Raw genomic sequence first — 8,672 nt, forward strand, 5'->3', positions numbered from 1 at the left:
CAGCAGCGCGGTCCGAGCCGCCAAGCGCCGTTATGGCCGCCGCCCGCTCGGCCGCCCCGGGCGGTGCACGGGTCACGCTGGACCGTCATGGGGCCCTGTGGCGGGTGCGGGTCCAGGCGGCGGCTCCTGGACCGGGCGCCCTGTCACTGCGGCTGAGCGCGGAAGCAGTGGCCTTCGCCGAGGACGAGGTCGAGGGAGCCCAGGACACGGCGGACGGTGCCGACGCCGAGGTCGAGGACCCCGTGGCCGACGGTGCCGACGGCGCCGACGGTGCCGAGGCCGTGGCGGGGCTGGGGGAGCAGGGGGAGTCGGCCGGCCCGGTCCGGAGGGGAAGGGGCCATGAGCCGGAGCCGGGGTGATCACGGCCCATGGTCCGGGGACGGTGCCCGGATCCGGGCGCGGGACGGCGTCGGCCCCGTGGGTGGGCCGGGGCAGTGGGCGGTCACCAGCCGTGGCCGCGGTGATGACCCCCTGTGGGCGGCCCGGGAGGGACCTTGCCGGGGCGGGCGGGGGGACCGGTCAGGACGGGAGGTTGCCGTGAAGCCGGTGTCCGGCCAGGGAAGGCCGGGGCGGGAGCAGGACGGATCGGGACAGGAGGTTGCCATGAAGCCGGGACGAGATCGCCTGCGGGCCGGAAGCGGGGCCGGCGGGACCGGGGACGGGAATGTCTCCCGGTCCGGTGGCCGGGTCGCGGCCGGGGCCAGGGCAGGGAGCAGGGCCCGGAGCCCGGAGCGCGGTTCGGCGACCGTGTGGGTGGCCGTGTCGGTGACCGTGCTCTGTGTGGTGTTCGCGGCGGTGCTGGCTCTGGGGCAGGTGGTGGTGGCCCGTCACCGGGCCGGTGCGGCGGCGGACTTGGCCGCGCTGGCCGCCGCCGACAACGCTCCGCGGGGCCCGGTGCCTGCCTGCGCGGAGGCGGCCGGCGTGGCGAGGGAGCAGGGTGCGGAGATGGTCCGGTGCGCCGTGGTGGGCGCGTTGGCCGAGGTGACGGTCCGGGCCCGCGTCGGTCCGTACGGCCCGAAGGTCAGGTCGCGGGCGGGTCCTCCGGAAACCCTGGGCCCGGCAGAACCCCCGGCACCTCCGGCACCCCTGCCTGAGGAGGTCCCGGCTCCTGCGGAGCCCCCTTGAGCAGTTCAGTCAGCAGTCTGACCGCGCCGCGTTTGTGCAGGGGTTCATTGCCGTTGCCGCACTTGGGGGACTGGATGCAGGACGGGCAGCCGGCGTCGCACTCGCAGACGGCGATCGCCTCACGGGTCGCCGTGAGCCACTCATGGGCCGTGTGGAAGGCGCGTTCGGCGAAGCCCGCGCCGCCCGGGTGGCCGTCGTAGACGAAGACCGTGGGCAGCAGGGTGTCCGGGTGCAGCGGTACGGAGACCCCGCCGATGTCCCAGCGGTCGCAGGTGGCGAAGAGTGGCAGCATCCCGATGGACGCGTGCTCGGCGGCGTGCAGGGCGCCGCCCAGCTGTTCGGGGTTCACCCGGGCGGCGTCCAGTTGGCCCTCGGTGACCGTCCACCACACGGCCCGGGTGCGCAGGGTGCGCGGCGGGAGGTCGAGCTTGGTCTCGCCGAGCACCTCACCGGTGATCAGCTTGCGGCGCAGGAAGGAGACGACCTGGTTGGTGACCTCGACGGAGCCGAAGCACAGGCGCCCGTCGCCCCAGGGGATCTCGGTGTCGGTTTCGAGCACGGAGACGGAGGTCGTGTCGCGAGCGGTGGTGGAGTACGGCGGGACTGCCTCTTCCACGAGCGCCGCCGAGTCCTCCAGGTCGAGCCGCCGCACCAGATAGGTACGGCCCTGGTGGAGGTGGACGGCCCCCTCGTGGACCGCGGTATGGGCGGCGGACTCCTCGACCGTACCCAGCAGCCGGCCGGTGGCCTCCTCGACGACCTGTACGGGACGGCCGCCTCCGCCCCGGATGTCGGTGAGGTCGGCGGCCCGCTCGCGGCGGGTCCAGTGCCAGCCCGAGGCGCGGCGGCGGAGCAGCTTGGCGGACTCCAGCTGGGGCATGAGGTCGCCGGTCGCCGGGCCGAACAGTGCCAGGTCGTCCTCGGTGAGCGGCAGCTCGGCGGCGGCGGCGCAGAGATGGGGGGCGAGGACGTAGGGATTGTCCGGGTCGAGGACCGTGGATTCCACCGGCCGCTGGAACAGCGCCTCGGGGTGGTGGACCAGGAAGGTGTCCAGCGGGTCGTCACGGGCGACGAGCACGGCCAGGGCGCCCTGGCCCGAGCGTCCCGCGCGCCCGGCCTGCTGCCACAGGGAGGCCCGGGTCCCGGGGTAGCCGGCGATGACGACGGCGTCGAGCCCGGAGACGTCGATGCCGAGTTCCAGCGCGGTGGTGGCGGCGAGCCCCAGGAGTTCCCCGGAGTGCAGGGCCTGCTCCAGAGCGCGGCGTTCCTCGGGGAGATAGCCGCCCCGGTAGGCGGCGACCCGCTGGGGCAGGGAGCCGTCCACCTCCGCCAGTCGCTCCTTGGCGATCACCGAGACCAGTTCGGCGCCGCGCCGGGAGCGTACGAAGGCGACCGTGCGGACGCCCTGCACGGTCAGATCCGTGAGGAGGTCGGCGGTTTCGGCGGTGGCGGTGCGGCGGACCGGGGCGCCCTTCTCGCCGTGGAGCTCGGTGAGCGGGGGCTCCCAGAGAGCGAACACGAGTTCGCCGCGCGGGGAGGCGTCGTCGGCCACCTCGTGGACCGGCAGGCCGGTGAGCCGCCCGGCGGCCACGGACGGTTCCGCCGCGGTGGCGGACGCGAGCAGGAACACGGGGTGCGCGCCGTAGCGGGCGCATATCCGGCGAAGGCGGCGCAGCACCTGGGCGACATGCGAGCCGAAGACACCCCGGTAGGTGTGGCACTCGTCGATGATGACGTAGCGCAGGGCGCGCAGAAAGGAGGACCAGCGGGGGTGGGACGGCAGGATGCCCCGGTGGAGCATGTCCGGGTTGGTGAGGACGTAGGTGGCGTACTGCCGGACCCACTCGCGTTCCTCGACGGGGGTGTCGCCGTCGTAGACCGCCGGGCGGACCCGATTGCCCAGCGGCGCGGCGAGATCCTTCACCGCGCGGCACTGGTCGGCGGCCAGCGCCTTGGTCGGCGCGAGGTAGAGGGCGGTGGCGCCGCGGCCGTTCGGGGCCTCGGAGCCGTCGAGGAGCGCGGTGAGCACCGGGGCCAGATAGGCCAGGGACTTGCCCGAGGCGGTGCCGGTGGCGATGACCACCGACTCGCCGTCGAGCGCGTGCTCGGCGGCGGCGGCCTGGTGGGCCCAGGGGTGCTCGACGCCGGCCCGCTCAATGGCGTTGATCACTTCCGGGCGGATGCGGTCGGGCCAGACGGCATGGCGGCCCGGCCTCGGGGGCAAGTGCTCCGTATGAGTGATGCGCGCGGCCCGGCCCGCCCCCGCGGCGAGCCGGTCGAGGACCGTACCGGGGGAGGGGCGGGTTTCCCCGCTCTCGGGACGTCGTTTGGGACGGAGTTTCTTGGCCATCGGCACCGAGTGTGTCACTGGCGTGACGGACAATGGTCCCAAGGCGTCGTGCATGGCTGCTGGTAAGTGATTGAATGCCATCGCGGCTGGCGACCGTCCTCCGGCTCCGCCGGGGAGACCTCAGGGGGCGGCCGCTCGATAGCAAGGTGCTGGAGGATCCGTGGACCTGTCCCTGTCGACTCGCAATGTGTCCGGCCCTGGTGGCGACCGTACGGTCGTCGAGGTCGGTGGCGAGATTGATGTGTATACCGCGCCCAAGCTGCGCGAGCAGTTGGTCGAGTTGGTGAACGACGGCAGCTACCACCTGGTTGTCGACATGGAGGGTGTGGACTTCCTGGACTCGACCGGGCTCGGTGTGCTGGTGGGCGGCCTGAAGCGTGTTCGCGCGCATGAGGGGTCGCTGCGCCTGGTGTGCAACCAGGAGCGCATTCTCAAGATCTTCCGGATCACGGGGCTGACCAAGGTCTTCCCGATCCACACCACGGTCGAGGAAGCCGTCGCGGCCACCGACTGAGGGGGCCCGGGGACTTTCGAAGACTGCCGGAAGAAGGGAGGGGCACCGGGCATCCAGCCCGGGCGCCCCTGAGATGCACGCCCGTACGTCCGAGGGGGATCGCATGGCCACCGTCGAACTTCGCTTCAGCGCCCAGCCCGAGCACGTCAGGACCGCCCGTTTGGTGGCCGCTGCCGTGGCGCGGCGGGCAGGGGTCGACGAGGCCGTGCTGGACGAGGTCCGGCTCGCGGTCGGGGAGGCATGCAGCCGCGCTGTCGGGCTGCACCGCGGCCATGGGATCACCGCTCCGGTCCGGGTCGTGCTGACCGATGAGGACAAGACGTTCTCCATCGAGGTCGGGGACGAGGTCACCGGACCCGGCGCCGATGGGGCGAAGGCCGCCCCCGGCGCGCGCAGCAGCGCTGAGGAGGAAGCCGAAGAGGAGGACGAGATGGGCCTCGCCGTCATCAGCGGACTCGTCGATGACATGGAGGTCAGTTCCACTGACGAGGGTGGTGTGATCCGGATGAGCTGGCCGACGAGCCCTGGCGCCGATCTCCCCTGACCCTTCGCGGTCCGCCCCTGTCAGGCCCCGCCCAGCCCTGACCCGTCCGATCCAGAGCCGCGATGACGTTCGCGCTCGTTCGGGTCGATGGGGCGATCTGGGCGGTAGATCGATGGGCCGATACGGAGCGATTCCGCCGGTTCGTACCGCCCTCACCCGTTTTTCGCTGGTTCCCGCCCGTCCGCCGGGCGCCCCCGCGCCTCGCCGGTCCGTGGCCCCGCTGGTCCTGCGCCCCCGCGACCGTGACCGCTTCCCTGCCCACGTCCGCCGTGCCCGCCGTGCCCGCTGTGGCCCTCGCGGCACGCCTCGCGCGGCTCGTTCGCGCCCTGGCGCGCACCGCGGCGCCCCCGGCATGCTCGGCTCCTGCCCGTCGCCTCATCGCCTCATCGCCTCCTCGCCACGTCGCCCGCGTCGGCGGGCACCCCTCGCCCGCGATGGGCCGGCACCGTCCCGTACCGCCCGCGTTTCCCCTGCGCATCATGTGTTTACCCGACTGCGACGGATCGCCGGCCGACTCCGGGTGATCGTGCGGTGCGGCGGCGGGTGATCGTCCGGTGGACTCCGCCCCTGGACCATTACGGTAAATGCGACCCTGCTGAGCAGGGCCTTTTTACATTTCTGTAGATCATCGATCAGGCGTCAATGCCTTCGCCCCATTACTTCCTTCGGGGGGCCTTTCTGGAGTCGATCATTTGCTGAGTAGCGACTGAAGGTCAATTCTATTTGTCGCGCTCTGTTTTGATCAGGTTCCGCTCCCTACAATCCGTCCACATCTTGAGCTCTGGACGACGTCAAGGAGGACGAATGGCGGGGCTCTTCACCTCAGAACTGACCGATCACCCCACTTCTCTCGCCGCAGCGGTACTGACGGATGACAATCGGCTGATCGTGATTGTCATTGCCGTGGTGGCGCTGGCGGCGCTCGTCGTGGCCCAGCTGCTGGTGCGCCAGGTGCTGGCCGCCGGCGAGGGCACCGATTCCATGAAGAAGATCGCGGCGGCGGTGCAGGAAGGCGCGAATGCCTATCTGGCACGGCAGTTGCGCACTCTCGGCATCTTCGCCGTCGTGGTCTTCTTCCTGCTTCTGCTTCTGCCCGCCGACGACTGGTCACAGCGCGCCGGACGTTCGGTGTTCTTCCTGGTGGGTGCGCTTTTCTCGGCGGCCACCGGATACATCGGGATGCGGCTTGCCGTACGGGCCAATGTGCGTGTGGCCGCGGCGGCGCGTGAAGCGACACCGGCGGAAGGCGAGCCGGAAAAGGATCTGACGGCCGTCGCGCACAAGGCCATGAAGATCGCTTTCCGGACGGGAGGCGTGGTCGGCATGTTCACGGTGGGCCTCGGCCTGCTGGGTGCCTCCTGTGTCGTCCTGGTCTACGCCGCCGACGCCCCCAAGGTTCTGGAGGGCTTCGGTCTCGGTGCCGCGCTGATCGCCATGTTCATGCGTGTCGGCGGCGGCATCTTCACCAAGGCGGCCGACGTCGGCGCCGACCTCGTCGGCAAGGTCGAACAGGGCATCCCCGAGGACGACCCGCGCAACGCCGCGACCATCGCCGACAACGTGGGCGACAACGTCGGCGACTGCGCGGGCATGGCCGCCGACCTCTTCGAGTCGTACGCCGTCACCCTCGTCGCGGCGCTCATCCTCGGGAAGGCGGCGTTCGGCGATGCCGGACTCGCCTTCCCCCTGATCGTTCCGGCGATCGGCGTGGTCACCGCGATGATCGGCATCTTCGCGGTCGCCCCGCGGCGCGCCGATCGCAGCGGGATGACCGCCATCAACCGCGGATTCTTCATCTCGGCGGTGATCTCGCTCGTCCTGGTCGCCGCGGCGGTCTGGGTCTACCTCCCGTCGTCGTACGCCGAACTGGAAGGAGTCACCGAGGCCGCCATCTCCGCGCACGCCGGAGACCCGAGGGTCCTCGCGCTTGTCGCCGTCGCCATCGGCATCGTGCTGGCGGCCCTGATCCAACAGCTGACCGGGTACTTCACCGAGACCAGCCGGCGTCCCGTACGGGACATCGGCAAGTCCTCGCTGACCGGCCCCGCCACCGTCATCCTGGCCGGAATCTCCATCGGGCTGGAATCCGCCGTCTACACCGCGCTGCTGATCGGCCTGAGTGTGTACGGGGCGTTCCTCCTCGGCGGTACGTCGATCATGCTGGCGCTCTTCGCGGTGGCGCTGGCCGGTACCGGTCTGCTCACCACCGTCGGGGTCATCGTCGCCATGGACACCTTCGGGCCCGTCTCCGACAACGCCCAGGGCATCGCCGAGATGTCCGGCGACGTCCAGGGCGCCGGCGCCCAGGTGCTCACCGACCTCGACGCCGTCGGCAACACCACCAAGGCCATCACCAAGGGCATCGCCATCGCCACCGCCGTACTGGCGGCTGCCGCGCTCTTCGGCTCGTATCGCGACGCCATCGCGACCGCGGCCAGAGAAGTCGGTGAGAAGGTCGGCGACGGCGCGCCCATGAATCTCGTCATGGACATCTCCCAGCCCAACAATCTCGTCGGACTGATCCTCGGCGCGGCGGTCGTCTTCCTGTTCTCAGGGCTGGCGATCAACGCCGTCTCCCGGTCGGCGGGCGCGGTGGTCTACGAGGTGCGGCGGCAGTTCCGCGAGCACCCCGGGATCATGGACTACACCGAGAAGCCGGAGTACGGGCGCGTCGTCGACATCTGTACCAAGGACGCGCTGCGGGAGCTGGCCACGCCAGGTCTGCTCGCCGTACTGACCCCGATCGCGGTCGGCTTCTCCCTCGGGGTCGGGGCACTCGGCTCCTTCCTCGCGGGCGCGATCGGCACCGGCACCCTCATGGCCGTCTTCCTCGCCAACTCCGGTGGCGCGTGGGACAACGCCAAGAAACTCGTCGAGGACGGCCATCACGGCGGCAAGGGCAGCGAGGCCCATGCCGCGACCGTCATCGGCGACACCGTGGGCGACCCGTTCAAGGACACCGCGGGCCCGGCCATCAACCCGCTGCTGAAGGTGATGAACCTGGTGGCGCTGCTCATCGCACCGGCGGTGGTCCAGTTCAGCTACGGCGACGACGCCAGCGCCGGAGTCAGGGCGGTGGTGGCGGTCCTCGCCATCGCCGTCATCGTCGGGGCCGTCTATGTCTCCAAACGGCGGGGCATCGCCGTGGGCGACGACGAACCCAACGCCGCCGGGCGGGGCGCGAAGTCACCCGATCCCGCGGTGGTCTCGTAGCATCCGCTCATCCATCACATCTGCCTGAAAAGCGGGCGGACGACGCGTTTTGCCGCGTCGGCCGCCCGCTTCGCTGTCGCCGTGAGCCTTGTCTCTCTTGGTGCGAATGCCTCTAAAAGGCCAGTAATCGGGTGCCCGGCTCCCGGGTGCCGGTCGCATGGCGTGTATGTTCCGGGGCCGAGGAGCCTTGGAAGGGACCCATTCGGTGAACAAGAAGCTTGCGGTCGCGCTGTCCGGTGGTGCGGTACTGGTGCTGGCGCTGTCCGGTTGCAGCAGCGACGAGGACAAATTCACGGTCGACGACTGGGCCAAGAAGTACTGCGACCAAGCGCAGCCGCAGATCAAGAAGCAGGCCGGCGCCGAGCAGCTCATCCGCTCGACCGCGTCCGACGGCAAGCCGGCCGACATCCAGGCCGCGGACTCCAAGGCGTTCCAGGACCTCTCGGATGTGAACAAGTCGCTCGCCGCCGCCTTCAGGGCCGCCGGGACGCCGCCCGTCGACAACGGCGAGCAGCTGGTCAAGGACGCGGCCGTCGAACTGGACGTCAACTCCACGTCGTACATCGACCTCAAGAAGCAGGTCGACGCGCTCGACGCCCAGAACCAGCAGAAGTTCGCGGACGGCCTCCAGCCGGTGGCGGACGGGCTGGCGAAGATCGAGCAGAACCAGAGCGCGCGGAACAAGCTGCGCACGGGGGAGACCGGCAACGCCATGGCGAAACAGCCGGGCTGCAAGCCGGCGGCCTCCGCCAGCCCCGGTACGGGCGCGTCCTCCTGAGCCTCACAGGCTCGTCCTCCTGAGCCTCACAGGCTCGTCCTCCTGAGCCTCACGGGCGCGTTCTCCTGAGCCTTAAGGGCCGCCCCGTACCCGCCCGTATCGCCCGTACCGTCGCCGCCTCCATCGGGATCGCCGTAGCCATCGCCAT

7 protein-coding genes are annotated in these 8,672 nt (G+C 70.8%); 6 read left to right on the forward strand and 1 reads right to left on the reverse strand.

Annotation, left to right across the window (positions count from 1 at the left end; all coding sequences use genetic code 11):
* A partial coding sequence (locus ACWF94_RS25285; protein ID WP_453492755.1) for a TadE family type IV pilus minor pilin occupies window positions 1–359 on the forward strand: 359 nt, incomplete at its 5' end.
* 244 nt (window positions 360–603) lie between these two features.
* The gene (locus ACWF94_RS25290) at window positions 604–1,125 is read left to right on the forward strand and encodes an Rv3654c family TadE-like protein (protein ID WP_453492758.1); all 522 of its coding nucleotides are present in this window, start codon (window positions 604–606) and stop codon (window positions 1,123–1,125) included.
* On the opposite strand, the gene ACWF94_RS25295 is transcribed toward ACWF94_RS25290, so the two are convergent.
* The gene (locus tag ACWF94_RS25295) at window positions 1,022–3,556 is read right to left on the reverse strand and encodes a DEAD/DEAH box helicase (protein ID WP_453492761.1); all 2,535 of its coding nucleotides are present in this window, start codon (window positions 3,554–3,556) and stop codon (window positions 1,022–1,024) included. The two genes, ACWF94_RS25290 and ACWF94_RS25295, sit on opposite strands and share 104 nt — an antisense overlap.
* 79 nt (window positions 3,557–3,635) lie before the next feature.
* On the opposite strand from ACWF94_RS25295, the gene bldG reads away from it, so the two are divergent.
* From bldG to ACWF94_RS25315, 4 genes are all read left to right on the forward strand, one after another.
* On the forward strand, window positions 3,636–3,989 hold the full coding sequence (bldG, locus tag ACWF94_RS25300; RefSeq protein WP_078075833.1) for an anti-sigma factor antagonist BldG: 354 nt from the start codon (window positions 3,636–3,638) through the stop codon (window positions 3,987–3,989).
* A 103-nt stretch (window positions 3,990–4,092) separates the two neighbouring features.
* Window positions 4,093–4,533, forward strand: a complete 441-nt coding sequence (locus ACWF94_RS25305; protein ID WP_453492765.1) for an ATP-binding protein — start codon at window positions 4,093–4,095, stop codon at window positions 4,531–4,533.
* 804 nt (window positions 4,534–5,337) lie between these two features.
* A complete protein-coding gene (locus ACWF94_RS25310; protein WP_453492768.1) occupies window positions 5,338–7,746 on the forward strand; it encodes a sodium-translocating pyrophosphatase in 2,409 nt (802 codons plus the stop codon).
* 205 nt (window positions 7,747–7,951) lie between these two features.
* Window positions 7,952–8,524 carry a small secreted protein gene (locus ACWF94_RS25315; RefSeq protein ID WP_453492771.1) on the forward strand — a complete coding sequence of 191 codons (573 nt, stop codon included), beginning with the start codon at window positions 7,952–7,954 and terminating at the stop codon, window positions 8,522–8,524.
* Window positions 8,525–8,672: the final 148 nt, after the last annotated feature.

This window comes from Streptomyces sp. NPDC055078 (assembly GCF_053607985.1).

What these genes read in the sequence shown, in the direction of transcription:
- ACWF94_RS25290 (WP_453492758.1), top strand. Translation starts at nt 604, where the DNA reads ATGAAGCCGGGACGAGATCGCCTGCGGGCCGGAAGCGGGGCCGGCGGG.
- ACWF94_RS25295 (WP_453492761.1), bottom strand. Translation starts at nt 3,556, where the DNA reads ATGGCATTCAATCACTTACCAGCAGCCATGCACGACGCCTTGGGACCA.
- ACWF94_RS25305 (WP_453492765.1), top strand. Translation starts at nt 4,093, where the DNA reads ATGGCCACCGTCGAACTTCGCTTCAGCGCCCAGCCCGAGCACGTCAGG.
- ACWF94_RS25310 (WP_453492768.1), top strand. Translation starts at nt 5,338, where the DNA reads ATGGCGGGGCTCTTCACCTCAGAACTGACCGATCACCCCACTTCTCTC.